Origin of the sequence: Ottowia beijingensis, from assembly GCF_042680925.1 — a bacterium.
In the GTDB taxonomy this organism is placed as follows: Bacteria; Pseudomonadota; Gammaproteobacteria; order Burkholderiales; family Burkholderiaceae_C; genus Ottowia; species Ottowia beijingensis.
Map to the genome: position 1 here is coordinate 22,723 of NZ_JBHUEP010000001.1, position 25,519 is coordinate 48,241.

Here is a 25,519-nt window from a genome sequence, read left to right on the forward strand (position 1 = left end):
CGGGACGGGCGCTGGCAGCTATTGTTTTCATATCAAACCTCAACGGGAGGCCGCCGCCGCGGGGGCGGTGGGCGTGGGGCCGCCGGGGGCCGGCTGGCCAAAGCCGGGCTCGCCCGGGCCGGGCGGAATGGTGCCGGTGCCGTAGATGAAGGCCTGCGGGTTCTCGCTCAGCGAGTTGGCGATGCGGTCGAGCCGGCGGATGGTGCGGCTGGCGTCCTCGGTCAGGCTCTGGATGCGCGGCAGCGTGGTGGCGGTCACCGTGTTGGCGCTTTCGCTGAGCTGATCCACCACGCCACCCTTGCCGGCCACCTGGTCGACGGCGCGCTTCACGTCGCCGGCCACGCTGTCGAAGCTGGCCACGGTGCGGCGCGTCTGCTGCGCCGCGCTGTCGATCGACTGGATCGCCGTGCTGGCCTGCTGCACCAGACGCGGGATGTTGGTGCGCGCCGGATCCAGCTGGGCCTGGATGGTCCGGTCGGCGGTCTGCGCCAGCTGCCTGGTGCTCTTGGCGGCCTCGCCGATCTCCTGCAGCGCGGCGCTGAAGGCGGCCTGGTTCTCGTCGCTCAGCACGGTGTTCACGCGGTCGGTGATCTGGCCCACCTTGTTGGCCAGCTCGCCCGCCAGGTCGGTCAGTTGCCCCAGCGCGCTGGGCTTGAGCGGGATGCGCGGCGGCCCGTTGGGGCCGGGCGGCGGCGGCTCGGCCGACTTGCCCTCGTCGTCGAGCTGCACGAAGGACAGGCCGGTGACGCCCTGGAACGCCAGCGTGGCGAAAGTCGATTGGGTGATCGGCGCCTCGGGCGAGACGGCGATGCGCACCAGCACGTTGGCGCGATTGGCGGGGTCGAAGCTGATGTCGGTCACCTTGCCGACGGCCACGCCCTTGTAGCGCACGGCCGCCTGCGGCTGCAGGCCGCTGACGGCCTCGGCGCTGACCATCTCGTAGGTGGTGGTGTTGACTTCGTCGCGCAGGAGCCACATGGCCAGGCCGATGAGCAGCGCGGTGACGGCCAGCACGAAGGCGCCGGCGGCCAGGGCGTGGGCTTTGTTTTCCATGATGCGTTCTCAGTGTCCTTGCGGGGTCGCGGCGGTGCGGCGGTCGCGCAGCAGCTCCATGGCGCGCTGGCCGCGTTCGCCCAGGAAGAAATGGTGGATGAAGGGGTGGTCGAAGGCCAGCACCTCGGGCACCGGCGCGGCGATGATCACGCGCTGCTCGGCCAGCACGGCCACGCGGGTCGACAGCTCGAACAGCGTGTCCAGGTCGTGCGTGACCATCACCACCGTCAGCCCCAGCTCCTGGTGCAGCGAGCGCAGCAGGGTGACGAAGGCGTCGGAGCTGTCGGGGTCGAGCCCGGCGGTGGGCTCGTCGAGCATGAGCAGCGGCGGATCCATGATGAGCGCGCGCGCCAGCGCCACGCGCTTGACCATGCCGCCCGACAGCTCGCTCGGCATCTTGTGCGCGTCGCTGGCCTTCAGGCCCACCATCTGCAGCTTGAGCAGCGCCGCCTCGCGCGCCAGCGCGTCGGGCAGCGCGCGCGTTTCGCGCAGCGGAAAGGCGATGTTGTCGAGCACGCTGAAGGCCGAGAACAGCGCCCCTTGCTGAAACAGCATGCCCACGCGCGCCGCCGCGCCGGCGCGCGACATCTGGCTCACCGGCTGGCCCAGCACCGTGATGGTGCCCTGGTGCGGCGTGTTCAGCCCCAGCATCTGGCGCAGCAGCACCGTTTTGCCGGTGCCCGAGCCGCCCACCAGCGTCAGCACCTCGCCGCGGTACACGGTCAAGTCCAAGTCCTTGTGCACCACGTGCTGCCCGCCCCCGGGCGTGGGAAAGGCGCTCCACAGCCCGCGCACCTCGATCATCGGCTCGCCGTGCTCGGGCAGCGGCAGCGGTGCGTCGACCTGTGGCTCGACCGCCGTCGCCGCGTCGATGGGGGCGGGTGCGAGCACCTGGTCATCGTTGCTCATGCGACCCTCCAACACCACGCCCCATGACCAACGGCCGCGGAGCAGGCCACGCCAGCGACCGCCACGGAGCGGGCTTGGCCCGGCCGTCGGCGGTGTCCCCCTTGGGGGAAGGCGCGAAGCGACTCAGGGGGGAGCATGCTCTACATCCCCACACTCTTGAACAGAATGGCAAACAGCGCGTCGATCAGGATCACCGCCGTGATCGACGCCACCACCGACGCCGTGGTGCCCTGCCCCAGGCTCTCGGTATTGGGCTTCACGCGCAGGCCGTAGTGGCAGCCGATCAGCGCGATCGACACGCCGAACACCACCGACTTGGCCACTGCCAGCGTCAGGTTCGCCACCGGCACCACGGTCGGCAGCGCTTCGTAGAAGTAGCCGGGGTTGATGCCCAGCGTGAGGTCGGACGCCAGCATGCCGCCCACCAGCGAGGCCAGCGTGGTCCACACCGCCAGCAGCGGCATGGCGATGGCCAGCGCCAGCGCGCGCGGCAGCACCAGGCGGAAGCCGGCCGGAATGCCCAGCACGCGCATGGCGTCCAGCTCTTCCGTCACCCGCATCACGCCGATCTGCGCCGTGATGGCCGAGCCCGAGCGCCCGGCGATCAGCACCGCCGCCAGCAGCGGCCCCAGCTCGCGGATCAGCGCCAGGCCGAGGATGTTGACGATGAAGGTCTCGGCGCCGAACTGGCGCAGCACCTGGCTCATCAGGTAGGCCAGCACCACGCCGATCAGGAAGCCCACCAGCGCCGTGATCGGCAGCGCCTGCGCGCCGATGCGGTACAGGTGGCCCGAGAAATCGCGCCACGGCCCCCAGTGCGGGGCGCCCAGCAGGCGCAGAAAGTCGAGCAGCAGCTGGCCCATCAGCCGCACGAAGTCGCGCACCTGGCCCAGCGCCTGCATCACCCACAGGCCCAGTGCATCCACGCGCTGCGCCAGCGACAGCCGGCGCGCCGGCAGCTCGGCCGGCGGGTAGGCGGCCACGCGCTCCAGCAGCGCGCGCTGGTCGTCGCGCACCGCCAGCTGCGCCGGCCACGCGCGGCCCCAGTGGTTCCACAGCGTCAGCGCGCCCAGGTGGTCCAGCGCGTCCAGCCCGCGCAAATCCCAGGCAGCGGCGCCGGTGGTGCCGCCCAGGGCCGCGGTCACGGCGCGCCAGGTCTTGCCCGCCGTCAGGCTGGCGGCAGTCCATTCGCCGCGCAGCACGGCCTGCACACCTTGGGCGGTCTTCTGGGTGTCGATGCGGGGTTCGGTGTCGGAGGGCATGCGCGGCGGGGGCCGGGTCGGGTCGGGCGTCACCCACGGTGCGGTGGCGCTCCCTGCCCGGGCAGCCACGGATGGTACTGCCTTGGTATGAATGGCGCGGGTCCGCGGGGCCGAATCCGCTGTAGGCCGGGCGCTCGTTCTGGCGGGCGGGCGCCGGCGCACGGGGGCGGATCGTTACGATTTTTTCCTAATGTTTGTGAAAAACATCACTGCCCCCGTTAGGATCGACCGATTGTCACCAGGAGATCAGCAAGCATGGCACTTCAAGGCCCCTTCTTCGGCAAGCGCGAAGAACCCACCGCCCCCCGCACGCCCGGCAGCTCCACGCTGGGCGGCACCAGTTCACTCGGTTCGGCCAGCAGCAGCGCACAGCCCTTCTCCGCCCCCGCCGCCACGCCGGTGCCGGCCACGCCCGCTGCGCCCGAAAGCGGCGCCAAGCTGACGGTCGGCCCCAACATCAAGCTCAAGGGCGTCGAGATCACCGACTGCGACACGCTGGTCGTGGAAGGCACCGTGGAAGCCACCATGAACTCGCGCGTGATCCAGATCGCCGAGCAGGGCGCCTTCAAGGGCTCGGCGGAGATCGACATCGCCGAAGTGCGCGGCACCTTCGACGGCAACCTGACGGTGCGCCAGAAGCTGGTGATCTTCTCCACCGGCAAGGTCACCGGCAAGATTCGCTATGGCAAGATCGTGATCGAAGAAGGGGGGCAGCTCTCCGGTGAAATCACGTTCGGCACCAGTGGCAACAGCGACAGCAAATCCTCGACCGGCACCAGCACCGCCAAGGGCGAGCAGGCCGCCATCGCCGCTTGACGCGGCCACCAACCAACCGCCCGCAGCCGCCGTGGTGGCTGGCGGGCACGCCATCAGGGCCGTTGCGACGGCCCTTTTGCTTGCCTGCGCCGGACTGGCCGGCTGCAGCAGCGCGCCCACCCCGCGCGGCGCGGTGCAGGGCGCCGAGTTCAGCAGCGGCGAGCTGCTGCAGAGCGAGGGCAACCGCATCACCCAGAACGCCATGGCGGCCAACCACCGCAGCCTGATGCTGCTGGCGGACAAGCTGTACCGCCGCAACCCGGCCGAGTGGCGCAAGAGCGCCGCCACGCGCGAAACAGCGCTGGCGCAGCTGGAGCTGGCACTGCTGTCGGCCCAGCCGTGGGCACCGCTGGCCGGCCAGCGCGACGTGGCGGCGCTGTCGCTGGCGCTGTCGCCCGACTTTGCCGGCGACCGCGTGGCCGCCTTCATCGTCGCCTGCGCCGACACCATCGTGACCGCGCACGGCGGCAAGCGCGAGTTCTACTACCTCGACGGTGTCGATCCACAGCACCTGTACAACGCCGCCCGCAACATGGAGATCGCGCTGTGGGTGCTGAACACGCGCAAGAACGCGCAGGGCCAGCCGCTGCTGCTGGCCAACGAGATCGGCCCCGACGCGCGCAACCTGAGCTTCGAGCGCGAGTTCGGCAAGATCATCGGCCGGCTCGACCTGCTGGCCACCTACACCACCGAGCGCTACCGCCGCGCCTTGATCGGCTACGTGCAGGGGCTGGTGGCGGCGCCGCTGCTGGCGTTTCTTCCGGTGAGATGACTCCCCCTGAGCGGCTGGCGCCGCTTCCCCCCTGAGGGGGGACAACGCTGGCGGCCGGCGCAGGTCCGGCCGCGGCGTTCCCGCGTGGCCTGCTCCGCGGCCATCGGAAGGGCGCCTGCTGCGCGGCGCCGATCTCTATTGTTTTTGTAGCTGCCCGCGCTTGTTGGTCGGGCGCTGGAGGCCGATTTGGCTCACGGCTCTGTGGGAGCGGGCTTGCCCGCGATAGGCGTCACCTCCACACAACCGCCCCATCCCGGGCAAGCCCGCTCCCACAACACGCCGGCGCACCCCGCAGCATCAGCGACACCGTCGCGCCCCACCCTGTGGCATGCTGCCGCCGCAGGAGACAAGCGCCATGAGCGAGCCCACATTCGACTTCATCATCGTCGGCGCCGGCACGGCCGGCTGCCTGCTGGCCAACCGGCTGTCGCGCGATTCGTCGCGGCGTGTTCTGCTCATCGAGGCCGGTGGCAAGGACGACTACCACTGGGTGCACATCCCCGTCGGCTACCTGTACTGCATCGGCAACCCGCGCACCGACTGGCTCTACCAGACCGAGCCCGCCGCGGGCCTGAACGGCCGCACCCTGCGCTACCCGCGCGGCAAGGTGCTGGGGGGCTGCAGCAGCATCAACGGCATGATCTACATGCGCGGCCAGTCGCGCGACTACGACCAGTGGGCCGCGCTGACGGGCGACGAAGAATGGCGCTGGGACCATTGCCTGTCCGACTTCAAGGCGCACGAGGATCACTACAAACTCGATAGCGCCTTGCGCTCGCCAGACGGGCGCCAGAGCCCGATTTCATCCAAATTCAGCGAACTGCACGGCCACGGCGGCGAGTGGCGCGTGGAGAAGCAGCGCCTGCGCTGGGACGTGCTCGACGCCTTCGCCGCCGCCGCGCAGGAGGCGGGCATCCCCGCCACCGACGACTTCAACCGCGGCACCAACGAAGGCGTGGGCTACTTCGAGGTCAACCAGAAGGCTGGCTGGCGCTGGAACACCGCCAAGGCCTTTCTGCGCCCCGCCCTGCAGCGCCCCAACCTGACGGTGTGGACCGGCGCGCAGGTCAGGCGACTGCTGATCGAGCGCGGCGATGCTGGCCTGCGCTGCACCGGCGTAGAACTGGTGCGCGGCGGCCAGGCGCTGACGCTGCGCGCCGCGCGCGAGGTGGTGCTCAGCGCCGGCAGCATCGGCTCGCCGCAGATCCTGCAACTGTCGGGCATCGGCCCGGCCGAACTGCTGCACCAGCACGGCGTGCCGATGATGGCCGAGCTGCCCGGCGTGGGCGCCAACCTGCAGGACCACCTGCAGATCCGCAGCGTCTACAAGATCGCCGGCGGCAAGACGCTGAACCAGCTGGCCAGCACGCTGTGGGGCAAGGGCCTGATCGGGCTGGAATACGCGTGGCGCCGCAGCGGCCCCATGAGCATGGCGCCCAGCCAGCTCGGCGCCTTCACGCGCTCATCCCCCGCCTTCGAGTGGCCGAACATCGAATACCACGTGCAGCCGCTCAGTCTGGACGCCTTCGGCGAGCCGCTGCACCGCTTTGCGGCCATCACCGCCAGCGTGTGCAACCTCAACCCCACCAGCCGCGGCACCGTGCACATCAAGAGCCCGCGCTTCGACGACGCCCCCGCCATCGCCCCCAACTACCTGGCCACTGAAGACGACCGCCAGGTCGCCGCCGACAGCCTGCGCGTCACCCGCCGCATCATGGCCCAGCCCGCCATGGCGCGCTTCAAGCCCGAAGAGTTCAAACCCGGCGTGCAGTACCAGACCGACGAGGAACTGGCGCGCCTGGCCGGCGACATCGCCAGCACCATCTTCCACCCCGTCGGCACCACCAAGATGGGGCGTGACGACGACCCCATGGCCGTGCTCACCCCGCGCCTGCAGGTGCGTGACGGCGCCAACGGCCTGATCGCCGGCCTGCGCGTGGTCGACGCCGGCGCCATGCCCACCATCACCAGCGGCAACACCAACAGCCCCACGCTGATGATGGCGGAGAAGGCGGCAAGGTGGATGGCGGGGGCTTGAGCCCCCTGCGGCAGGGTTGAGAGAAAAACGCCGTTGGCGCACGCCGAGCCGCAGGGCGCGGCCCGACGGATGACTGCCCTGCGCTGACCGCGGCCGCGCGGTCAGCGGCGCCCGCTGCGGCCGCGCTGCGCGCGCAGCCCCAGGCCGGCCAGCAGGCCACTCATCAGCAGCAGGCCCCAGAACTGCAGCGTGGGCACGGCCTGCACGCCGGTCGCACCAGCCTGGGTGACCGTCAGGCTGGCGGTAGCGGTGACCACCGGCGCCCCCGTCAGCCCCGACGTCGTGCTGGCCTGCAGGGTGACGGGGCCGGCCGGCAGCGCCGCCGGTGCCACGTAGTCGAAGGTGCAGTTGATCGCCTCGCCGGCCGCCAGTGGCGTCGGCGGTGTCGGCGTGCACACCAGGTTGCGCACCTCGCCGCTGCCGGCGGGCAGGGCATCCAGCGCGCAGGTGGCGACCGGCGCGGCGGCTGGCCCGCTGTTGGTGCACACCAGCGTGCCGGGCGCGGTGGCTCCCGCGATCACATTGGCCGGCAGGCCGATGGCCACGCTCATGCCCGCCGCCTGCACGGCGGTCTCCGCCGTGGCAACTGCGTCGGGGCCGGTGCCGCCGCTGGCGGTGCCGGCGAGCTCCACTGGTCCCGCGCTGCTCGTCGCCGTCAGGTCGAAGGTGCACACCATCGCGGCACCGGGGTCGAGCACGGCGGCAGGCGACGGCGGCGTACACATCACGTTGGACACCGTGGCCCCACCGCTGGCGACGGTGGGTACACAGGCGGCGTCGATGGCCGCACCAGGACCGTTGTTGGTGCAGGTCAGCGTGACGTTGCTGGTCTGGCCCGGCATCAAGGTGGGCGGCACGTTGCTGAACGCCGCCGCCATGGCCGCCTCCAGGCGCGCGCTGGCATTGGTCACCACGCGCACCGTGCCCCGGTTACCCGGACCACCAGCGGCATTGGTCGACGCGCCGACGCCCCCAGCGGGCCCGGCCACGGCCATAGGCGCGGCCTCCAGCACGTTGGGGCCGGTCATGAACACGCAAGAACCACCCGCGCCACCACCTTGCGCAGGGGCGCCAATGGCGGGCCCGTCCTCGATCGCGGTCTCGCCACCGGTGCCTGCGGCGCCCAGGTAGCCGCCGCCACCGCCGCCGCCGCCAGCGCCATCACCCGGCAAAGCGCCCAGGCCCGGCTCCCCTGGGGCCGGCGTGGCGCAGTCGGCTGCGTTGGCCACGGAGGTGGCTGCGGAAGCTCCAGGGTCGCCGATGATCTGCCACGATCCTCCGCCACCGCCGCCGCCGCCACCAGCGCGCACCACCGAGCTGCCAATGGTCACCACGCTGGCGCCACCGCCACCGCCACCGCCGCCACTGTTGGGGTTCAGGTTGGCGTTGCCGCCATTGCCCCCGGCACCTGCGCCCGCGCCGCCCGCGCCGCCGCCGGTGCCGATCTGCTTGGGCAAACCGCCGGCGCCCGCCTGGCCGATCACGGCACTCACGGTCTGTCCAGGCACGACAGCCACACGTGCCGTGACAGTGACACCCGCACCGCCGTCGCCGGCCTTGGCGCCTTCGTCATAGCCACCGCCACCACCGCTGGCGCTGGTCACGGTGACGTCGAGCCAATACACCCCCGCCGGCACCGTCGCCGGCCCGGTGGCGCCGTCAAGCAGCACCGTCTGCGCCGCGGCCAGCGACATGCCACAGCCCAGCGCGCCGGCCAAGACCACACTGCGCCAGCGCCAGCCGGGATAACGCGGCAACACGGCGGGCACGTCCTGCGACGTGGACGAACAGCGTTGCGGCAACCTGTTTTGGTACATGAAGGCCCCTCTGACATCAAACGAAACGAAAGCGTGAGTTTTGTCTCAATCCCCACCGGGTTGATACTCTTGTGTCTCACCCCATCTTCATCAGGCTTTATTTGGCCGTCTTAGCACCATGAACCACCTCACCGGCTTCCTCGACCACCTTCTGAAATCCGCCGGCGCCACCGTCACTGGCGCCAACCAGACCAACCGTGGCAGCGGCATCGGCGGGGCGATCAACAGCGACTTCGGGCGCGGCACGCTGACGGGCGGGGCGCTGGGGCTGCTGCTGGGCAAGAACAAGAAGACGCGCAAGCTGGCCAGCTACGGCGGTCTGGCGGCGCTGGGCATGATAGTCTACAACACCTACACCGAATACCAGCGCCAGCAGGCCGGCACCGCGGGTCTGCCGCCGGCACAGGCGCCCGCGCTGCCCACGCCGCAGACGGTGGACCGCCTGCCCGCCGCGCAGGCCAGCGCGCACAGCGCCGCCATCCTGCAGGCCATCGTGGCCGCCGCCAAGGCCGACGGGCACATCGACGCGCGCGAGCGCGGGCTGATCGAGGGCGAGCTGGCGCGCCAGGGCCTGGCCGCCGACGTGCAGCAATGGCTGAACGCCGAACTGGCCAAGCCGCTCGACCCGGCCGAAGTGGCCCGCGCCGCCACCACGCCCGAGATGGCGGGCGAGATGTACCTGGCCAGCCTGCTGGTGGCCGATGAGCAGAGCTTCATGGAGCGTGCCTACCTGGACGAACTGGCGAAGCAGCTGAAGCTGGAGCCGGCGCTGCAGCAGCGCCTGCAGCACCAGCTGGCGCAGGCCACCGCCGGGGCCTGAAGCGCGCGTGCCCGCCCGCCCGCGCCCCCGGCCGCGCCGCAGCATGGCGCAGCGGCTGCGCAGCCTGCTGTGGCTGGCGCTGTGGGGCGCGGTGCTGTGGCGGGGCGGCGGCTGGCTGTGGCAGCAGCCTTTGATGGACCGCCCGCGCATGCTGTGGCAGATCACGCGGATGGACCCGCCCACGGCCCTGCCGGTGCCGGTGGAGGGCGTGGCCGCGCGCCGCATTGCCGACACCTGGGGCGCCGCGCGCGACGGCGGCGCGCGCGGGCACGAGGGGGTGGACATCTTCGCGCCGCGCGGCACGCCGGTGCGCAGCAGCACGGTGGGCATCGTCACCGCCGTGCGCGACGGCGGCCTGGGCGGCCGGCAGGTGTGGGTGCTGGGGCCGGCGCGCGAGCGGCATTACTACGCGCACCTGGACGACTGGGCGCCCGGCCTGCAGACCGGCGACGTGGTGCAGCCCGGCACGCTGCTCGGCTTCGTGGGCACCACCGGCAACGCACAGGGCACGCCGCCGCATCTGCATTACGGCATCTACGGCGCCGATGGGGCGCTGAACCCGTGGCCGCTGGTGCGCGCAGGGGCGCAGGGAGCCGGGTCGCGCAGGCCCTGAGTGCTGGCGGGGCGGGCGTCGGGGGTGTGGGGCATGGCGATGAAGTCTTTCACATGGGGTATATGACTTCAGCGACCAGCCATCAAGCGCTGACGAGCTGATATACAGGGAGTATCTGCGCTTCGGTTGGATGGGATGCGGCCATCGCGGGCAAGCCCGCTCCCACAGGGGTGCTGGATCCCAGCCCTCTCCCGCCAGCGGGAGAGGGAGTAAAACAGCACGCCGCGCGAAGCAGCGGCGTTGACAAGCCAAGGCCGAGCGCAGCGATGGCCCGTGTGGGCTTCACCTCCCCTCTGGCCGTGCCGAGAAGCGCAGGGCGTGGGGCGGGCATGGGCTGCGCAGCAAGCCCATGCTTCGTGCTCTGACTCGCTGCGGTTGTTTGAGCGGAGCGCGCAAGCGCGAAGCGAGTTCCGCAGCGCCGCCCCGCGACCGAGCATCGCAGGCTGCCCGCAGCGAAGCGGAGGGACACGGCCAGTGGGGTCGCCTTTTCTTTGGTTACTTTCTTTTGGCGAGACAAAAGAAAGTGACTGCGCCGCCGGGCGCACATCCCGGCCAGCAGCGCCCCCAACCCCATCAACCAACCCTCAGGGCTTGATCGCAATCTTCAACACCCCGTCGCGCTGGTTGGCGAACAGGTCGTAAGCCTCCACGATGTCGTCCAGCTTGCGCTCGTGCGTCACCAGCGGCTTCAGGTCCACGCGGCCCGATTCGATCACGTTCATCAGGCGGCGCAGGCGCTCCTTGCCGCCGGGGCACAGCGCGGTGTTGATCTTGTGGTCGCCCAGGCCGGCGCCGAAGGGGCCCAGCGGGATCTTCAGGTCGCTCGAATACACGCCCAGGCTCGACAGCGTGCCGCCCGGCTTGATGCAGCGCATGGCCTGCTCGAAGGTGGACTGCAGGCCCAGCGCCTCGATGGCGCTGTCGGCGCCCTTGCCGCCGGTGATCTTCAGCACCTCGTCCACCACGTCCACGTTCCTGAAGTTCAGCGTCACGTCGGCGCCCAGCTTCTTGGCCACGGCCAGGCGCTCGTCGTTGCCGTCCACGGCGATGATGGTGGTGGCGCCGCGCAGCTTGGCGCCAGCGGTGGCGCACAGGCCGATGGGGCCCTGCGCGATGACGACCACAGTGTCGCCGATCTTGATGTTGGCGTTCTCGGCGCCGACGAAGCCCGTCGACATGATGTCGGGGCACATCAGCACCTGCTCGTCCGTCAGGCCATCGGGCACGGGGGCCAGGTTGCCGGCGGCGTCGGGCACCAGCACGTATTCGGCCTGCGTGCCGTCGATCAGGTTGCCAAAGCGCCAGCCGGCCGTCAGCTTGTAGCCGTGGCAGCCGCAGCGGCCGCTGGCCACCAGGTAGCTGCCGTCCTGGCTGGGCGCGCCGTCCTGCGCGGCGTAGCTGTTGAAGTCGGGGCAGATGGCGCCGGCGATGACGCGCTGGCCTTCCTGGTAGCCCTTCACCGCGCTGCCCAGCTTGACGATGGTGCCCACGGGCTCGTGGCCCACGGTCAGGCCCTTCTCCACCGGGTATTCGCCCTTCAGGATGTGCACGTCGGTGCCGCAGATGGTGGTGGTGGTGATCTTGATCAGCGCGTCGTTGGGGCCGACGTCGGGGATCGGCTTCTCGGCGATCTCGATGCGACCGGGTTCAACGAAGATGGCGGCTTTCATCATCTGGGCCATGCGGTTCTCCTTTTTGGCGGTTGGGGTCAAGGGACTTTTTTAGCACGCCCGCGTGACGACCGCATTGACCACGGGCAAGCCGCCCGCCCAAGGGGCGACAGCAGGCGCCGCGCGCTGCGGCTAGCATGGATGGCTGCGCACTTGTTCACGCTTTTTTTGGCACGGAGACCTTCATGACCACCCCCCACGACTACCCCCACACCCAGCTGCTGATCGACGGCCAGTGGTGCGACGCCGCCGACGGCAAGACCATGGCCGTGTTCAACCCCGCCACCGGCGCCGAGATCGGCCGCCTGGCGCACGCCGGCATCGCCGACCTGGACCGCGCGCTGGCCGCCGCGCAAAAAGGCTTTGAAGCCTGGCGCAAGGTGCCCGCGCACGAACGCCAGGCGCTGATGCGCAAGGCGGCGCAGATCTTCCGCGAGCGCGCCGACGCGACCGCCCGCCACCTGACCATGGAGCAGGGCAAGCCACTGGCCGAAGCGAAAGGCGAGGTGCTGGCCGCCGCCGACGTGATCGACTGGATGGCCGACGAGGGCCGGCGCGTGTATGGCCGCATCGTGCCGCCGCGCGATTTGCGCGGCACGGCGCACGTCACCAAGCACCCCGTCGGCCCCGTGGCCGCCTTCACGCCGTGGAACTTCCCGGTCAACCAGGTGGTGCGCAAGCTGTCGGCGGCGCTGGCCACGGGCAACTCGATCATCGTCAAGGCGCCTGAGGAGACCCCCGCCTCGCCCGCCGCGCTGATCCGCGCCTTCGTCGATGCCGGCGTGCCGGCCGGCGTGGTGCAGCTGGTGTACGGCGTGCCGTCGCAGATCTCCGAGTACCTGATCCCGCACCCCATCATCCGCAAGATCACCTTCACCGGCTCCACCCCCGTGGGCAAGCAGCTGGCCGCGCTGGCTGGCCAGCACATGAAACGCGCAACGATGGAACTGGGCGGCCACGCGCCCGTGATCGTGTGCGAGGACGCCGACATCGACCTCGCCATCAAGACCGCCGGCGGCGCCAAGTTCCGCAACGCGGGGCAGGTGTGCATCTCGCCCACGCGCTTTCTGGTGGCCAAGCCGATCGTCGAGGAGTTCACGAAGAAGTTCGTCGCCCAGGCCGAGAAGTTCGCCCCCGCCGACGGCCTGAGCGAAGGCGCGCGCATGGGCCCGCTGGCCAACGAGCGCCGCGTGTCGGCCATGCAGGCGCTGACCGACGACGCGGTGAAGCGCGGCGGCACCGTGGCCACGGGCGGTGCGCGCGTGGGCAGCGCCGGCAACTTCTGGGCGCCCACCATCCTGGCCCACGTGCCGCTGGAGGCCGACATCTTCAACCAGGAGCCCTTCGGCCCCATGGCCGTGGTGCACGGCTTCGACACGTTGGACCAGGCGCTGACCGAGGCCAACCGCCTGCCCTTCGGCCTGGCCGGCTATGCCTTCACGCAGTCGCTGAAGAACGCGCACCAGATCGCCGAGCGGCTGGAAGTGGGCCTGCTGTGGATCAACCAGCCCGCCGCCGCCTGGCCCGAGCTGCCGTTCGGCGGCGTCAAGGATTCGGGCTACGGCTCGGAAGGCGGGCCGGAGGCGCTGGAGGCGTACGTGACGACCAAGTCGGTGTCGACGTTCTGCGGCTGACGAAGGCTGGCGCGCCGCATCGGCCCTGATGGCCAGCGGCGCTTGCTGCCCAGGACGGGGGCCTGTCTTTCTGTTGGAGCGGGCTTGCCCGCGATTCGGCGCTGCCTGTGGCGATGCGCTTCATCGCGGGCAAGCCCGCTCCCACAGCAGTTCTACATATAATATTGGGGAGTATCAATCGACAGCGCCCTTCAGACGGGCGCTGGCGGACATCAATATGGGGAGTATACGGCGCCCGCCTGCGAAATCCACCCCACACCCCTTCAGCGCCCACCCCGCCGCGCCCTTACATTAGCGCCATGGATTTCCCCGCCCTGCTGCTGGCCTTCGGCAAGAGCCTGCTGTTCGCGCTGGCGGCGGTGCTGCCGATCCTGAACCCGCCCGCCTCGGCGCCGGTGTTCGTCACGCTCACGCGCGGGGTCGACGGCAGCACGCGCACCCTGCTGGCGCGGCGCATCGGGCAGTACGTGTTCTTCATGCTGGCCGGCGCCATGCTGGTGGGCACCTACGTGCTGGATTTCTTCGGCATCTCGCTGCCCATCGTGCGCGTGGCCGGCGGGCTGATCGTGGCCTCCACCGCGTGGCGCATGCTGCACACCCAGCAGGCCGCCAGCGACGACAAGGCGCAGATGGCGCAGTCGCTGACCGACGACAACGTGCGCATCCAGGCCTTCTACCCGATGGCCTTTCCGCTCACCTGCGGGCCGGGTTCGATTGCCGCCGCCATCACCGTGGGCGCGGCGCTGCACAGCCCACGCGTGCCCGAGTCGCTGGCCAACTTCGCCGGCGGGCTGGCCGCCACGGTGCTGATCGGGCTGAGCGTGTTCCTCACCTTCCGCTACGCCGGCCGCCTGCTGCGGCCGCTGGGCGAGGTGGGGCTGGTCGTGTTCCTGCGCCTGTCGGCCTTCATCCTGCTGTGCCTGGGCGTGCAGATCGTGTGGAACGGCGCGCAGGAGTTGCTGCGCGGACTGTAGGCGCTTGTCATGCTGTTTCGCGCGCGATGCGATGACGAAATGACCTCGCTGCGCTTCGATGACGGCGGCTGCGCCGCCATGACGCCAGCGGAGGGCGAGGCATTCCGCGCATCACTGACGTCATTTCGTCATCACGCCGCGCAGCGGCGAAGTCATGGCGTCGGGCGCGGATGCCGCGGCAAAACGTCGGACAATAGCCGGCTTCCCGTCCACGCTCACATCACCGCGGGCGCCGCCCGCCGCAAGCCATGTCCCACACCATCCTGCAATCGCTTCCCGTCGGCCAGAAGGTCGGCATTGCCTTCTCGGGCGGCCTGGATACCAGCGCCGCGCTGCTGTGGATGCGCCAGAAGGGCGCCATCCCCTACGCCTACACCGCCAACCTGGGCCAGCCGGACGAGGACGACTACGACGCCATCCCGCGCAAGGCGATGGAATACGGCGCCGAGGCCGCGCGCCTGGTGGATTGCCGCACGCAGCTGGCCAACGAGGGCATTGCCGCGCTGCAGTGCGGTGCCTTCCACATCCAGACCGCCGGCGCCACCTACTTCAATACCACGCCGCTGGGCCGGGCCGTCACCGGCACCATGCTGGTCAACGCGATGAAGGAAGATGACGTCAACATCTGGGGCGATGGCAGCACGTACAAGGGCAATGACATCGAGCGCTTTTACCGCTACGGCTTACTGGCCAACCCATCGTTGAAGATCTACAAGCCCTGGCTCGACCAGCAGTTCATCGACGAACTGGGCGGGCGCAAGGAAATGTCGGAATTCATGCAGAAGGCCGGTTTTGACTACAAGATGTCGACCGAAAAGGCCTATTCGACCGATTCGAACATGCTGGGCGCGACCCACGAGGCCAAGGATCTGGAAGAGCTGAACAGCGGCATCCGCATCGTCAACCCGATCATGGGCGTGGCGTTCTGGAAGCCCGAAGTCGAGGTGAAGGCCGAAGAAGTGCGCGTGCGCTTCGCCGAAGGCCGCCCGGTGGCGCTGAACGGCAAGGAGATTGCCGACCCGGTGGAGCTGTTCCTGGAGGCCAACCGCATCGGCGGCCGCCACGGCCTGGGCATGTGCGACCAGATCGAGAACCGCATCATCGAGGCCAAGAGCCGCGGCATCTACGAGGCGCCCGGCATGGCGCTGCTGCACATCGCCTACGAGCGGCTGGTGACCGGCATCCACAACGAAGACACCATCGAGCAGTACCGCATGAACGGCCTCAAGCTGGGCCGCCTGCTGTACCAGGGCCGCTGGTTCGACCCGCAGGCCATCATGCTGCGCGAGACGGCGCAGCGCTGGGTGGCCAATGCCATCACCGGCGAGGTGACGCTGGAGCTGCGCCGCGGCAACGACTACAGCCTGCTGAACACCGAGTCGCCCAACCTGACCTACGCGCCCGAGCGCCTGAGCATGGAGAAGGTGGAGAACGCGCCCTTCACGCCGCTCGACCGCATCGGCCAGCTGACCATGCGCAACCTGGACATCACCGACACGCGCGGCAAGCTGGCGGTGTACAGCCGCACCGGGCTGCTGCAGCTGGGCGAAGGCTCGATGCTGCCGCAGTTGGGGCACGAGAGCGATGCCGGCAAGAAGTGACCAACTGGGCCAACTGCCGCAGAACGCGGCACAAAGTACGCAATTGGGCACCAAAACCCGTGTGGGCGCACCAATTTCGTACGGGCAAGCCCCAATGTGGTATGAGGCGGCAACTGTTACATTGATCTCACTTCATGCGCCGCGACCGACTCCCGCGGTGCCGAAGGGGCCCAGGAGACAAGCGAGACCACCACGAGAAACAGATTTCCGGATTCAGCCATTCCCATGCTGATGTTTTCAAAGGCGCCGCCAGCGGCGCCTTTTTTCTTGCCCGCGCGGCGCGCGCCGGGGGCGTGCGGCCCGGCGTATGATCATGGTCTTTTCGGCCCTCAGCGCCCGGTGGGCAGGCGCTGGCAGCTATCAACACCATAGCATTCCGCATCCCTGATGGAACTGGTTCTCATCTCGCTGGCCTCGCTGCTGGCCGGCGGCATCGACTCCATCGTGGGCGGCGGCGGGCTGATCCTGGTGCCGGCGCTGTTCGCCGTCTACCCAACCACCGCGCCGGCCACGCTGTTCGGCACCAACAAGAGCGCCTCGGTCTGGGGCACCAGCATCGCCACCGTGCAGTACAGCCGCCGTGTGCAGATGCGCTGGGCGGTGCTGCTGCCGGCGGCGGGCGCGGCGCTGGCGGGCTCGTTCATTGGCGCCTGGGTGGTCACGCTGATCGACCCCACCTTTCTGCGCCGGTTGCTGCCCTTCATCCTGCTGGCGGTGCTGCTCTACACGCTGGCGAAGAAGGACCTGGGCCGCACCCACGCGCCGCGCCACACGCAGGCGCGCGAGACGGCGCTGGCCTGCGCCATCGGCGCCGTGATCGGCTGGTACGACGGCTTCTTCGGCCCCGGCACGGGCAGCTTTTTCATCTTTTTGTTCGTGCGGCTGCTGGGTTACGACTTCCTCAACGCCTCGGCCTCGGCCAAGCTGCTTAACGTGGCCACCAACCTGGCGGCCATCGCGCTGTTCGCCATGAAGGGCCACGTGTGGTGGAAGATCGGCCTGGTGATGGCCGTGGCCAACGTGGCCGGCAGCCTGATCGGCACGCGGCTGGCGCTCAAGCACGGCGCGGGCTTCGTGCGCGGCGTGTTCATCGTGGTGGTGGGGGCGCTGATCCTGAAGACGGGGTATGACGCGTTTCTGCGCTGAGGGGGTGGGCGTGCGGCGTGGCGCCATCCGCAGCAACAAGGGGTATACATCTCCAGCACTTGGCATATAAGCGCTGCAGGGCAGCGGCCAAGGGAGTATGGGCTGACCCCCCTCCGCTGTGGGAGCGGGCTTGCCCGCAATGGCGGCGCCTGCGCCCGAACCAGCGCCCCATCGCGGGCAAGCCCGCTCCCACAAAGCCACGAGGCCAGCGCCGATGATGGGGAGTATGTTGTATCAGCGCCCGGCAGACGGGCGATAAAGACCAGCCTATAGGGGAGTATATGTAGCCCCGACGCTCACCGCGACTCCATCCACGCCGTCACCACCAACAGCACCGGCGCGAGGCTGATGAAGGCCACGACGATGCGGCGGAACACCGGCGCGGCGTCGGCCACTTCCAGGTAATGGTCGGCCACCAGCCAGGCCTTCCACCACACCAGCGCGGCGATGATCCAGCCCACCCAGGGCAGCACGCCGCGCTCGGCCACGGCGATGCCGGCGGTAACCACGGTGATGACGAGCAGCGCCAGCCACGCCTGGGTGGCGTTGCGCGGGTCGAGGGCGTGCAACAGGCGCTTCATGGTCAGACGAAGGCATAGAACAGCGAGAACAGCATCAGCCACACCATGTCGGTGGCGTGCCAGTAGATGGCCATGGATTCGACGCCCTTCGGGTTACCCGGCCGGTACGCGCCCTGCCACACGCGCACCAGCACCCACAGCATGCCCAGAATGCCCCAGGCCGAGTGCATGAAGTGGTTAATGGTGAGGTAGTAGTACACCGTGAAGAAGGCGTTGTTGCCCGCCACCACGCCGGCCGCCAGGTTGTGCTGGATCTCCAGCCACTTGACCAGCGGGTAGCCCAGCGCGACGACGAAGGCGCTGGTCATCCACAGCCGCGCGCCGCGCTGGTCGTCGCGCCGCACGGCCAGCACGGTGCGCACCAGCGCATAGCCGCTGGTCAGCATGACCATGGTGATCAGCAGCCCGCCCAGCGTCCACAGCCTGGGGGCGCCGGCGCGAAACACGTCGGGGTAGCTCCAGCGGGCGACGAAGTAGACGACGAAGAACACCGCGAACTCGACGAACTCGCAGGTGATGCCCACCCACATGCCGGTGTAGCCGGGGCGCGCCGATTCGGCCTGTTCGGCAGGCGCGGCGGCCGCGGGCGGATCGCCCAAGGCCAGGGGAGAGATGGTTTCGGCGGCGGACACAGTGGATTTGATGCTAGTCAATCCACTCCGGCCGCGCCTTGAAACAGGACAAGCCCGCGGCGCCGGCCGGGCGGGCAGATTCAGTGCCAAATCGGGCTGCAGCGCTTATTTAGAAAGCGCACGCAGCTATTATTGGATGAGCATTCGCTAACGCGCCCGCCACTGCTGCACGGCCTGCGCCAGCGTGTCGGCCTGGGGCGCGAAGTGGTCCACCAGCGCGCCCAGCGCCACCGCGCAGACCAGCGCGCCCAGCAGCGGCTTCCAGCTCAGGCGGATCGCGGCCAGGAGCCAGCCTTCGCGCTCCACCCGCACCACGGTGCGGGCTGCGGTGTAGGCGAACGCCAGTTCCACCGCCACGGCCAGCAGCGCCTCGGAGCCGAAGTACAGCAGCAGCAACCAGCCGCCGCCCAGCACCGCCGCCAGCACGGCGCCGAACACGGCCAGCACCGGGATGACAACGAGGGCGCCTTCGTCGGCGCCGCCGGCCGCCTCCAGCGCGCCCGAGGCCACGTCGCCCAGCGCCGAACCGCCATCACCTGCGCATTCGGCCAGCGCCTGCGCCGGGGCGTCGAACACGGCATCGGCCCCGCCGCCGCCGAAGTCGCCACCGCCGCCGCTGTGCACGCCGTCATTGCACGAGGCACCGCCACCGGGCCAGGGCACCAGGTCCAGAACGCCCGGGTCGGGCACGTCGCGCTCCTCCTCGCGCACCAGCATGCCGGCCCAAATGCGCAGCAACAGCAGATAGGCCAGGTAGCCCGCGCCCAGCGCCAGCGCGTAGCGCACGGCCAGCGAATCGACGCCGCCGTGCCGCAGCGCGGTCGACACACCCCACATGACGAGCAGCGTGATCAACCCCATCAGCCCGCCGTGCAGCCACAGCGTGTGGCGGCTGCGCAGGCGTCGGACCAGGGCGTCTTCCTCGACCCGGATGCTTCTGAAATTGGAGCGCCTGGCGCTCGCGCGACGCCGGCTGGATGCCGAATGTTGGCTCATTCTTCGACGCTGACCGGCACCCGCGGCGCCAGCGCGCACATCAGCTCGTAGCCCACGGTGCCGGCGGCGTGCGCGACCTCGTCGATGGGCAGCACGGCGCCGCTGCCGGCGCGGCCCCACAGCGTGACCTCGCTGCCCGGCGCGGCCTGCGGCACGGGCGTGAGGTCGACCACGATCATGTCCATGCTGACGCGGCCCAGCGTGCGGGTGCGCACGCCATCGACCAGCACCGGCGTGCCGGTGGGCGCGTGGCGCGGGTAGCCGTCGGCGTAGCCGCAGGCTACCACGCCGATGCGCATCGGCGCCTCGGCGGTGAAGATGGAGCCATATCCAGTGCTGGCGCCCGCCGGCAGGGCGTTGACAGCTATCAATTTCGATGCAAGCGTCATGCTGGGCTGCAGCCCCCAGTGCGCCGCGTCGTGCTCGGGAAAGTCGGGCGACGAGCCGTAGACCGCAATGCCGGGGCGCACCCAGTCGCCGCGCACGGCGGCGTCCTGCGCGTGGCGCAGCGCGGCGGCGCTGTTGCACAGACTGCGCTCGCCGGCCAGGCCGTCGGTGGCGCGCTGGAACACGGCCCATTGCGCGCCGATGCCCTTGGGCCCGTCGGCGTCGCTGAAGTGCGTCATCAGCGATATCTCGTCCACCTGCGGCAGCGCCTGCAGCCGCGCGTAGGCGCTGCGAAAGCGCTCGGGCGCGAAGCCGAGCCGGTTCATGCCGCTGTTCAGCTTGAGGAACACGCGGTGCGGCTGGTGCGTCTTGTGCGTGGCCAGCCAGTCGATCTGCTCGTCGCCGTGCACGGCGTGCCACAGGTTGAGGCGCGAGCACAGCTCCAGGTCGCGCGGCTCGAACACGCCCTCCAGCAGCAGGATCGGGCCGCGCCAGCCCAGATCGCGCACACGCTGCGCCTCGGCCAAATCGAGCAGCGCGAAGCCGTCGGCGCCGCGCAGGCCTTCGAAGGCGCGCTCGATGCCGTGGCCGTAGGCATTGGCCTTGACGATGGCCCACACCCGCGCGCCCGGCGCGGCGGCGCGCATTTGCGCCAGGTTGTGGCGCAGCGCGCCGGTGTGGATGGTGGCGTGGATCGGGCGAGGCATGGCAGCTCTTCAGGCAATGGCGCCAATGGCGAAAGTCACGGATTCTGGCACCTGCATCGCCCGTCCAACCCGCCATCACACGCTGGAAGCGTGCATGCTATAACCCGGCAGCCCTTACAGAGCGGAAACATCTTGGCAGTTACTTCGTCCCGCGCAGGCCGTGGTGCACGAGCCACCGCCTGCCCGCAACGGCCCGCCTCGTGGCCGCGCAGCAGGCCACCCGTGCACCCATCGGCCGCGGAGCAGGCCATGCGCGGGCAGCCGTGGCCGGACCTGCGCCGGCCAGGGGCTGCGTCCCCCTGGGGGGATGGCGCGCCAGCGCCTCAGGGGGCATGAAACGCGGCTTCTACACCATCATGGCCGCGCAGTTCTTCAGCTCGCTGGCCGACAACGCGCTGTTCGTGGCGGCGGTGGAGCTGATCCGCGCCGATGGCGGGCCCGAATGGCAGCGCGCCGCGCTGGTGCCGATGTTCGCGCTGTTCTACGTCGTCCTGGCACCGTGGGTGGGCGCGTTCGCCGACTCGCGGCCCAAGGGCTGGGTCATGTTCGTCAGCAACGCGATCAAGATCGTCGGCTGCCTGGCCATGCTGTTCGGCGGCCACCCGCTGCTGGCCTACGCCATCGTGGGGCTGGGCGCGGCGGCGTATTCGCCGGCCAAGTACGGCATCCTGACCGAGCTGCTGCCGCCCTCGCAGCTGGTCAAGGCCAACGGCTGGATCGAGGGGCTGACCATCGCCTCCATCATCCTCGGCGTGCTGCTGGGCGGGCAGCTGGTGGGGCCGCGCCTGGCGCCCTGGCTGCTGTCGTTCAACCTGCCGGGCATCGTGACCGGGCCGCAGGCGGCGATTGCGGCGCTGGTGCTGGTGTACGCGATTGCGGCGGCCATCAACCTGCGCATTCCGCACACCGGGGTGGAGATGCGGCCCATGCCGGCGCACGCCCTGGCGCTGCTGCCCGACTTCTGGCGCTGCAACGCGCGCCTGTGGCGCGACAAGCTGGGCCAGATCTCGCTGGCCACCACCACGCTGTTCTGGGGCGTGTCGGGCAACATGCGCTACATCGTGCTGGCCTGGGCCTATGCGGCGCTGGGCTACTCCACCACCAAGGCCGCCACGCTGGTGGGCGTGGTGGCGCTGGGCACCGCCGTGGGGGCGGTGATGGCCTCGGCCCGCGTGCGCCTGGACCGCGCCACCACCGTGATGCCGCTGGGCGTGCTGATGGGCGCGCTGGTGATCGGCATGGTGTATGTCGACCGGGTGTGGATTGCCGTGCCCTTCCTGGTGGCCATGGGGGCGCTGGGTGGCTACATCGTGGTGCCGATGAACGCGCTGCTGCAGCACCGCGGCCACAACCTGATGGGCGCCGGCCGCTCGATCGCGGTGCAGAACTTCAACGAGCAGGCCTGCATCCTGGCGCTGGGCTTTCTGTACAGCGCCTCCACGGGGCTGGGTCTGTCGGCGTTCGCGGCCATCGCGCTGTTCGGCGCCGTGGTGGTGGTGTCGATGGCGCTGATCCAGCTCTGGTACCGCCACAACCTGCGCCACCACACGGCGGAGATCAAGCAGCTGATGCGGCTCGCGCGCGGAAAGAACGCTCCCCCCTGAGGCGCTGCGCGCCATCCCCCCTGAGGGGGGACAACGCTGGTGGCCGGTACAAGCCCGGCCACGGCGTTCGCGCATGGCCTGCTCCGCGGCCGCTTGAGGGGGGCTGACAGGCGGCGGGCAAACCAGCGTCTCGGCTTCTTGTGGGAGCGGGCTTGCCCGCGATGGGGGTGCCGCAGACAGCCGCGGCGAATTCATCACATACTCCCCATATACCTATCCGTCAGCGCCCGTCACTCAAGCGCTTACGGCATATACCCCTCAAGTTTTATCCATCCATCGCCACAACGCCAGCCCGCGCCGCCCGACCAGGCATGATGCCGCCGACGCCCCAGGATCGATTCTCCCCCCCCGTGGCGCCGCACCCGCTGCGCCCTGCCCTGCCCGCCATGACCCGCCCCTCCCTCTCTTCCGCCGCCCCCGCGCTGGCGTTGCTGTTCAACGCCATGGTGTGGGGGCTGTCGTGGATCGCCTTCAAGGCGCTGCACGGGCATGGGCTGCACCCGCTGTGGAGCACGGTCGTGGTGTACGCGGGGGCGCTGTTGGCGCTGCTGCTGTGGCGCCCGGCCAGCGTGCGCAGCCTGCTGGGGCACCCGCACCTGCTGGCGCTGATGGCGGCCGCCGGGCTGACCAACGTGGGCTTCAACTGGGCCGTGACGGTGGGCGACGTGGTGCGCGTGACGCTGCTGTTCTACCTGATGCCGGTGTGGTCGATCGGCCTGGCCTGGTGGCTGCTGGGCGAGCGGCCCACGCCGGCGGCGCTGGCACGCCTGGGGCTGGCGCTGGCCGGGCTGGTGCTGGTGCTGCACCGGCCGGGCGGCGCCTGGCCGCTGCCCAGCGGCGCGGCGGATTTCCTGGCGCTGCTGGGCGGCTTCTGCTTTGCGCTGACCAACGCCCTGCTGCGCCGCTGGCGCGACACGCCGCGCGATGCCCGCGTGCTGGCCATGTTCGCGGGCGGGCTGGCGATGTCGGGTGCGCTGGTGCTGGCGGGCCTGGCGGGCGGCGCGCCGCCGGCGCTGTCGGTCTCGTGGCTGCCGTGGGCGCTGGCGCTGACGCTGGCCTTCCTGGGCGGCAACCTGGCGCTGCAGTACGGCGCCGCGCGGCTGCCGGCGCAGGTGACGGCGCTCATCATGCTGGCCGAGGTGGTGATCGCCGCCGTGTCGGCGGTGCTGCTGGGCGCGGCCACGCCCACGGCGTGGACCTGGGCCGGCGGCGTGCTCATCGTGTCGGCGGCGGTGCTGTCGATCCGCCCGGGGCGGCGGCCCGGATGAACGGGCGCAGCGTCAGCGGCGCCCGCTCGATGCTGATCTGCTGGATGATCAGGAAGCCCCGGATGACGCGCGGACCGCATCCCCTGTGTGGGAGCGGGCTGGCCCGCGATCAGGCGTTGGTGGCGAGGAGATGCCTCATCGCGGGCCAGCCCGCTCCCACAACACGCACTGGGACTTCTGGACAATCAAGCTGATTTGATAGCAGCCAGCGCAGCCAGGGCGCCGCATACAGGCGACTTCCATCTGGCGCCCGCGCCGATCCCCAGTGTGTCAGCGCCGCGAGCGCGCCGTCGGATGCAGCCCGCGCCGGGCCAGAAAGCCCAGCAGGCGCTCGCGGTCGACCGGCACCACCATCCAGACGCAGCCGATCAGGCGCGCGCGCAGGCGGTCGAAGGCGGTGCCGCGGCGCGCCACCACCACCACGTGCGGCGGGTGGCCCGGCATGGGGCGCTGGGCGGTCAACGCGCGCGCCAGCGGCAGCAGATCGTCGCCCAGCGAGGCCTGGTCGAGAAACACGAAATCGACCGGCCGCTGCGCGAAGGCGGCCAGCGCCGCGTCTGCCCCCTCGATCAGGCGCACGCGAAAGCCCAGCCGCCGGATGCCGCGCGGCAAGGTGTGCGAGCGCCGGCCCAGCGCGCCGACGACCGTCATCAGGTCGGCGTCGGCATCGTCGACGAAGGGCGTGGCGGCGTGCGCCCGGCGCGCCATGCGTGGCGCGGGTGCGGTCAGCGGGGCCCGCTCGCGGACGGCCCAGGTGGCGCGCGCCGACACGGCCGGCCCCGCCAGGGTGGAGACATGCGGTGCGGTGATCGGCATCGACGCCGTGGTGGGCGCGAAGGCCGACGACTGCGGCATGGGCGGCTGCGATTCAGCCTGCTGCGACTCGGGCGACTGCGACTCGGGCGGGTGTGCGCTGACCGGCGGCTGTATCGTGGGCGCGCCGGCCCGCAGGGTGGAGACGGGGTTCAGGCTGGCCGGCGCGGCCGTATCCCGGTCTTCGGGCCAGTCCAGCTGGACCAGCACCTCGGCCACCGCCTGCATCTCGAGCGGGCGGCGCAGCACCGGCAGATCGAGCGGCAACGACCGAGGCGGCTGGCCGACCAGCACGATCAGCGCCTGCGGATTGCCGGCGCGCAGGCAGTCGACGACGCTGGCGTCGTCGCCGTTGACGACGATGAGGTTCGCCTCTTCCGGCGTCGCCACGGGCACCAGCTCGTCGCCGCCGCCGCTGTCGAGCGCCATCAGCGACTCGAGCAGCGCGCGTTCGGACGGCGTGAGGCCAATGAAGATGTAGGTGTAGCGCACGGTGGTTCGGGAGCCGGGGGCTGTGCCGACACACCTTGGTCAGCGTGCCCGGTTCCCGACCATTGTGGCCAGTCGGCGCGCCTTCGGGGCAAGCATCGGCGCAATGCGGCCCACACGCGGCGGCCAAGCCGTGATTGCTTCGCCCCGGTGTTGCTGCCACACTGCGCGGCCGTGAACTTTGCACGCAAGCCCCGATGCCCGATGACGCGCCACTTGCCCAACCGCTGATGACGTTTTGCTGGATGAGTCACCCGTCTCAGACAGTGGTGTGGGAATGGGCTTGCCCGCGATCAAGCGTTGGTTGTGGCGAAACGCCCTATCGCGGGCAAGCCCGCTCCCACAACGCGGATGCGGTCCGCGCGGCATCAGAGATTTCTTGATGGACAAGCATGTTTGAAAGCCCATTCGCATGATGCTGCAGACGCTGGACGGCCGGCCCCTGCCCTGGTCGCAGTTCGACGGCCAGGTGCGGCTGGTCGTCAATACCGCCAGCGCCTGCGGCTTCACGCCGCAGCTGGCGGGCCTGCAGGCGCTGCACCAGCGCTACGGGCCGCAAGGCTTCACGGTGATCGGTTTTCCATGCAACCAGTTCGGCCGGCAGGAGCCGGGCGATGCCGCGGCCATCGGCGCCTTCTGCAGCGCCAGCTACGGCATCACGTTTCCGCTGATGGCCAAGTGCGAGGTGAACGGCCCGCAGGCGCACCCGCTGTTCGCGTGGCTGAAGGCGCAGGCGCCGGGCGTGCTGGGCACGCGGGCGATCAAGTGGAACTTCACCAAGTTCCTGCTGGGGCGCGACGGCCGCGTGATCGGCCGCTATGCGCCGCGGCACCGGCCCGAGGCGCTGGCGGCCGACATCGAGGCGGCGCTGGGCCAGCCCTGAAGCATATGCATCAAATCGGGCTCCAGCGCCCGTC

22 protein-coding genes are annotated in these 25,519 nt (G+C 70.3%); 12 read left to right on the forward strand and 10 right to left on the reverse strand.

Annotated elements, in window-relative coordinates; genetic code table 11:
• Positions 1 to 39: 39 nt before the first annotated feature.
• From ACFSCU_RS00125 to ACFSCU_RS00135, 3 genes are all read right to left on the reverse strand, one after another.
• Positions 40 to 1,053, reverse strand: a complete 1,014-nt coding sequence (locus ACFSCU_RS00125) for an MlaD family protein (protein WP_377559442.1) — start codon at positions 1,051 to 1,053, stop codon at positions 40 to 42.
• Between the two features lie 9 nt (positions 1,054 to 1,062).
• Positions 1,063 to 1,857, reverse strand: coding sequence for an ABC transporter ATP-binding protein (locus tag ACFSCU_RS00130; RefSeq protein WP_257646109.1), 795 nt, complete (start codon positions 1,855 to 1,857; stop codon positions 1,063 to 1,065).
• A 245-nt stretch (positions 1,858 to 2,102) separates the two neighbouring features.
• The gene (locus ACFSCU_RS00135) at positions 2,103 to 3,224 is read right to left on the reverse strand and encodes an MlaE family ABC transporter permease (protein ID WP_377559444.1); all 1,122 of its coding nucleotides are present in this window, start codon (positions 3,222 to 3,224) and stop codon (positions 2,103 to 2,105) included.
• Positions 3,225 to 3,479: 255 nt separating this feature from the next.
• Here ACFSCU_RS00135 and ACFSCU_RS00140 point away from each other — a divergent pair, with 255 nt between their 5' ends.
• From ACFSCU_RS00140 to ACFSCU_RS00150, 3 genes are all read left to right on the forward strand, one after another.
• The gene (locus tag ACFSCU_RS00140) at positions 3,480 to 4,040 is read left to right on the forward strand and encodes a bactofilin family protein (protein ID WP_377559445.1); all 561 of its coding nucleotides are present in this window, start codon (positions 3,480 to 3,482) and stop codon (positions 4,038 to 4,040) included.
• A 76-nt stretch (positions 4,041 to 4,116) separates the two neighbouring features.
• Positions 4,117 to 4,812, forward strand: a complete 696-nt coding sequence (locus tag ACFSCU_RS00145) for a hypothetical protein (protein ID WP_180550500.1) — start codon at positions 4,117 to 4,119, stop codon at positions 4,810 to 4,812.
• A gap of 355 nt (positions 4,813 to 5,167) precedes the next feature.
• Positions 5,168 to 6,850: a GMC family oxidoreductase gene (locus ACFSCU_RS00150; RefSeq protein WP_377559446.1), complete on the forward strand. Its 1,683-nt coding sequence runs from the start codon at positions 5,168 to 5,170 to the stop codon at positions 6,848 to 6,850.
• A gap of 101 nt (positions 6,851 to 6,951) precedes the next feature.
• Here ACFSCU_RS00150 and ACFSCU_RS00155 read toward each other — a convergent pair whose 3' ends face one another.
• Positions 6,952 to 8,667 carry an IPTL-CTERM sorting domain-containing protein gene (locus ACFSCU_RS00155; protein ID WP_180550499.1) on the reverse strand — a complete coding sequence of 572 codons (1,716 nt, stop codon included), beginning with the start codon at positions 8,665 to 8,667 and terminating at the stop codon, positions 6,952 to 6,954.
• Positions 8,668 to 8,785: 118 nt separating this feature from the next.
• Here ACFSCU_RS00155 and ACFSCU_RS00160 point away from each other — a divergent pair, with 118 nt between their 5' ends.
• Both ACFSCU_RS00160 and ACFSCU_RS00165 read left to right on the forward strand, forming a co-directional pair.
• The gene (locus ACFSCU_RS00160) at positions 8,786 to 9,487 is read left to right on the forward strand and encodes a tellurite resistance TerB family protein (protein WP_180550498.1); all 702 of its coding nucleotides are present in this window, start codon (positions 8,786 to 8,788) and stop codon (positions 9,485 to 9,487) included.
• 7 nt (positions 9,488 to 9,494) lie between these two features.
• Positions 9,495 to 10,100, forward strand: a complete 606-nt coding sequence (locus ACFSCU_RS00165) for a M23 family metallopeptidase (RefSeq protein ID WP_377559447.1) — start codon at positions 9,495 to 9,497, stop codon at positions 10,098 to 10,100.
• A 584-nt stretch (positions 10,101 to 10,684) separates the two neighbouring features.
• Here ACFSCU_RS00165 and ACFSCU_RS00170 read toward each other — a convergent pair.
• The gene (locus tag ACFSCU_RS00170) at positions 10,685 to 11,782 is read right to left on the reverse strand and encodes an NAD(P)-dependent alcohol dehydrogenase (RefSeq protein ID WP_180550497.1); all 1,098 of its coding nucleotides are present in this window, start codon (positions 11,780 to 11,782) and stop codon (positions 10,685 to 10,687) included.
• 173 nt (positions 11,783 to 11,955) lie between these two features.
• Here ACFSCU_RS00170 and ACFSCU_RS00175 point away from each other — a divergent pair, with 173 nt between their 5' ends.
• The 4 genes from ACFSCU_RS00175 (at position 11,956) to ACFSCU_RS00190 (ending at position 17,125) form a co-directional block, all read left to right on the forward strand.
• A complete protein-coding gene (locus ACFSCU_RS00175) occupies positions 11,956 to 13,404 on the forward strand; it encodes an NAD-dependent succinate-semialdehyde dehydrogenase (RefSeq protein ID WP_377559449.1) in 1,449 nt (482 codons plus the stop codon).
• A 299-nt stretch (positions 13,405 to 13,703) separates the two neighbouring features.
• Entirely contained in the window at positions 13,704 to 14,378 is a 675-nt protein-coding gene (locus ACFSCU_RS00180) for a MarC family protein (protein WP_180550496.1), read from the forward strand.
• Positions 14,379 to 14,626: 248 nt separating this feature from the next.
• Positions 14,627 to 15,979, forward strand: a complete 1,353-nt coding sequence (argG, locus tag ACFSCU_RS00185; protein ID WP_180550495.1) for an argininosuccinate synthase — start codon at positions 14,627 to 14,629, stop codon at positions 15,977 to 15,979.
• 387 nt (positions 15,980 to 16,366) lie between these two features.
• Complete coding sequence (locus ACFSCU_RS00190; protein WP_180550494.1) at positions 16,367 to 17,125, forward strand: TSUP family transporter; 759 nt, start codon at positions 16,367 to 16,369, stop codon at positions 17,123 to 17,125.
• A 296-nt stretch (positions 17,126 to 17,421) separates the two neighbouring features.
• Here ACFSCU_RS00190 and ACFSCU_RS00195 read toward each other — a convergent pair whose 3' ends face one another.
• From ACFSCU_RS00195 to alr, 4 genes are all read right to left on the reverse strand, one after another.
• The gene (locus tag ACFSCU_RS00195) at positions 17,422 to 17,706 is read right to left on the reverse strand and encodes a hypothetical protein (protein WP_180550493.1); all 285 of its coding nucleotides are present in this window, start codon (positions 17,704 to 17,706) and stop codon (positions 17,422 to 17,424) included.
• 2 nt (positions 17,707 to 17,708) lie between these two features.
• Positions 17,709 to 18,338, reverse strand: coding sequence for a cytochrome c oxidase subunit 3 (locus ACFSCU_RS00200; protein WP_377559451.1), 630 nt, complete (start codon positions 18,336 to 18,338; stop codon positions 17,709 to 17,711).
• A 147-nt stretch (positions 18,339 to 18,485) separates the two neighbouring features.
• Positions 18,486 to 19,334 (reverse strand): hypothetical protein, encoded by an 849-nt coding sequence (locus tag ACFSCU_RS00205; protein WP_333707334.1) that lies wholly within the window; start codon positions 19,332 to 19,334, stop codon positions 18,486 to 18,488.
• Positions 19,331 to 20,428 (reverse strand): alanine racemase, encoded by a 1,098-nt coding sequence (alr, locus tag ACFSCU_RS00210; RefSeq protein ID WP_180550492.1) that lies wholly within the window; start codon positions 20,426 to 20,428, stop codon positions 19,331 to 19,333. The genes ACFSCU_RS00205 and alr overlap by 4 nt, the downstream gene beginning before the upstream one ends.
• Positions 20,429 to 20,760: 332 nt before the next feature.
• Between alr and lplT the strand changes: the two genes are divergently transcribed.
• Positions 20,761 to 22,032 carry a lysophospholipid transporter LplT gene (gene lplT, locus ACFSCU_RS00215; protein WP_377559453.1) on the forward strand — a complete coding sequence of 424 codons (1,272 nt, stop codon included), beginning with the start codon at positions 20,761 to 20,763 and terminating at the stop codon, positions 22,030 to 22,032.
• A 386-nt stretch (positions 22,033 to 22,418) separates the two neighbouring features.
• Positions 22,419 to 23,300, forward strand: coding sequence for a DMT family transporter (locus ACFSCU_RS00220; RefSeq protein WP_377559455.1), 882 nt, complete (start codon positions 22,419 to 22,421; stop codon positions 23,298 to 23,300).
• Positions 23,301 to 23,570: 270 nt separating this feature from the next.
• Here ACFSCU_RS00220 and ACFSCU_RS00225 read toward each other — a convergent pair whose 3' ends face one another.
• On the reverse strand, positions 23,571 to 24,605 hold the full coding sequence (locus ACFSCU_RS00225; RefSeq protein WP_377559456.1) for a hypothetical protein: 1,035 nt from the start codon (positions 24,603 to 24,605) through the stop codon (positions 23,571 to 23,573).
• A 409-nt stretch (positions 24,606 to 25,014) separates the two neighbouring features.
• Here ACFSCU_RS00225 and ACFSCU_RS00230 point away from each other — a divergent pair, with 409 nt between their 5' ends.
• Positions 25,015 to 25,485: a glutathione peroxidase gene (locus tag ACFSCU_RS00230; RefSeq protein ID WP_377559457.1), complete on the forward strand. Its 471-nt coding sequence runs from the start codon at positions 25,015 to 25,017 to the stop codon at positions 25,483 to 25,485.
• Positions 25,486 to 25,519 lie beyond the last annotated feature (34 nt).

Bases quoted from the DNA above. Each gene is read 5' to 3' on its own strand.
- lplT (WP_377559453.1), top strand. From the start codon at position 20,761: ATGAAACGCGGCTTCTACACCATCATGGCCGCGCAGTTCTTCAGCTCG.
- ACFSCU_RS00135 (WP_377559444.1), bottom strand. From the start codon at position 3,224: ATGCCCTCCGACACCGAACCCCGCATCGACACCCAGAAGACCGCCCAA.
- ACFSCU_RS00220 (WP_377559455.1), top strand. From the start codon at position 22,419: ATGACCCGCCCCTCCCTCTCTTCCGCCGCCCCCGCGCTGGCGTTGCTG.
- ACFSCU_RS00150 (WP_377559446.1), top strand. From the start codon at position 5,168: ATGAGCGAGCCCACATTCGACTTCATCATCGTCGGCGCCGGCACGGCC.
- ACFSCU_RS00190 (WP_180550494.1), top strand. From the start codon at position 16,367: ATGGAACTGGTTCTCATCTCGCTGGCCTCGCTGCTGGCCGGCGGCATC.
- ACFSCU_RS00230 (WP_377559457.1), top strand. From the start codon at position 25,015: ATGATGCTGCAGACGCTGGACGGCCGGCCCCTGCCCTGGTCGCAGTTC.
- ACFSCU_RS00125 (WP_377559442.1), bottom strand. From the start codon at position 1,053: ATGGAAAACAAAGCCCACGCCCTGGCCGCCGGCGCCTTCGTGCTGGCC.
- ACFSCU_RS00130 (WP_257646109.1), bottom strand. From the start codon at position 1,857: ATGATCGAGGTGCGCGGGCTGTGGAGCGCCTTTCCCACGCCCGGGGGC.
- ACFSCU_RS00205 (WP_333707334.1), bottom strand. From the start codon at position 19,334: ATGAGCCAACATTCGGCATCCAGCCGGCGTCGCGCGAGCGCCAGGCGC.
- ACFSCU_RS00155 (WP_180550499.1), bottom strand. From the start codon at position 8,667: ATGTACCAAAACAGGTTGCCGCAACGCTGTTCGTCCACGTCGCAGGAC.
- ACFSCU_RS00195 (WP_180550493.1), bottom strand. From the start codon at position 17,706: ATGAAGCGCCTGTTGCACGCCCTCGACCCGCGCAACGCCACCCAGGCG.
- ACFSCU_RS00180 (WP_180550496.1), top strand. From the start codon at position 13,704: ATGGATTTCCCCGCCCTGCTGCTGGCCTTCGGCAAGAGCCTGCTGTTC.
- ACFSCU_RS00140 (WP_377559445.1), top strand. From the start codon at position 3,480: ATGGCACTTCAAGGCCCCTTCTTCGGCAAGCGCGAAGAACCCACCGCC.
- ACFSCU_RS00160 (WP_180550498.1), top strand. From the start codon at position 8,786: ATGAACCACCTCACCGGCTTCCTCGACCACCTTCTGAAATCCGCCGGC.
- ACFSCU_RS00170 (WP_180550497.1), bottom strand. From the start codon at position 11,782: ATGGCCCAGATGATGAAAGCCGCCATCTTCGTTGAACCCGGTCGCATC.
- alr (WP_180550492.1), bottom strand. From the start codon at position 20,428: ATGCCTCGCCCGATCCACGCCACCATCCACACCGGCGCGCTGCGCCAC.
- argG (WP_180550495.1), top strand. From the start codon at position 14,627: ATGTCCCACACCATCCTGCAATCGCTTCCCGTCGGCCAGAAGGTCGGC.
- ACFSCU_RS00175 (WP_377559449.1), top strand. From the start codon at position 11,956: ATGACCACCCCCCACGACTACCCCCACACCCAGCTGCTGATCGACGGC.